This is a genomic window from Halobacillus sp. BBL2006 (assembly GCF_000786645.1).
In the GTDB taxonomy this organism is placed as follows: domain Bacteria; phylum Bacillota; class Bacilli; order Bacillales; family Halobacillaceae; genus Halobacillus.
The window spans coordinates 1-1,266 of the sequence record NZ_JRNX01000386.1 but is presented as its reverse complement, the minus strand read 5'-3'; the positions used below and the strand labels follow the sequence as shown (position 1 = coordinate 1,266).

The 1,266-nt window shown below is 46.8% G+C and carries 1 protein-coding gene; it reads left to right on the top strand.

The annotated features are described in order from the left end of the window. Positions 1 to 1,187, top strand: a 1,187-nt coding sequence (locus LD39_RS11930; protein ID WP_035546755.1) for a cell wall metabolism sensor histidine kinase WalK, incomplete at its 5' end; no start/stop codon positions are given. Positions 1,188 to 1,266: the final 79 nt, after the last annotated feature.

Below are 1,266 nucleotides of genomic sequence, written 5' to 3'. Positions count from 1 at the left end.
ATCAGAATGCAGCTGCTACGCAGGATTTGCTGCGTGCTTATGTTCCTCCTGATGGAATGCTTCAGGTCGTTTTGCAAGGTGGCCAATCTGATGAGACTGTGACCGGTGGAAATCATCAAGAGCTCATTGATCAAGAAACTCAGTTTTATCAGCAGGAAGTGACAGAAGTCCGGTCCGTTGAAGGGACGCCCTTTGCCTTTGTGGCTGTTCCTGTTATCTGGACGGATGGAGAAGTCGCTTCGCTGCAGTTGACGGAATCGATGGAAGCTGAAGCTGAAACCATGGAATTACTGCGCATCGTCTTGCTTGTAGTTTCACTCATAGCGATCGTTCCGTTATTCATTTCTGCCCGTATACTGAGCAATTTGATCACAAACCCGATTACGTCCCTGATTCAGACGATGAATGAAATCCGAGGAAGCGGCCAGTTTCAGCGTATCACACCCCCGAAGCAATCAAAGGACGAGCTCTACCAGATGACAGAGGCATTCAACCAGATGATCGACCAGTTAGCGTCAAACTATGAGCGCCAGGAACAGTTTGTCTCCAATGCCTCGCACGAGTTAAAGACGCCGCTGACGGTCATTGAGTCTTATTCAAGTTTATTGAAGCGACGTGGCAAGAACGACGAAGCTCTTTTTGATGAATCCGTTGAAGCGATTCACTCCGAAGCAGAGCGGATGCGCGAGTTGACCCAGCAGCTGCTGCTTTTAGCCAAGCAGGAGGAGCACTGGAATATGGAGTGGCAGCATCATTCCTTAACCGGGATTCTTCAGTCTACCGTGAATGCTTTTGAAAAGGCCTATCAGCGCGATGTGAGATTTGAAGTGAATGATGAAATAGAGCTTATAACCGATGAGCAAAAACTGAAGCAGCTTCTCTATATATTTATGGACAATGCAAGAAAGTATAGTGATGATTCTATTGATGTACGAGTGGACCAGGTTGGAGATAAAGCAAGAGTAGTCATTACCGATTCCGGGATCGGGATCTCGAGGGATCATTTACAAAAAGTATTCGACAGGTTTTATCAGGTGGATGAAGCGAGAACACGTTCGTCTGGAGGCTTTGGTCTAGGGCTGTCCTTGGCAAAAGAACTAGCTCAAGTCCTTGGAGCTGAGGTTCAGTTAGATAGTGAAGTTGAAAAAGGCACGAAAGCGACGATTCTTTTGCCGCTTTCTCAGTAAATTCTCATAATCCTTTTGTAAAATGGAGGGAGAGGTGACGCACAATGAAATCCAAATGGATGATCGCCATCGTGGCAGG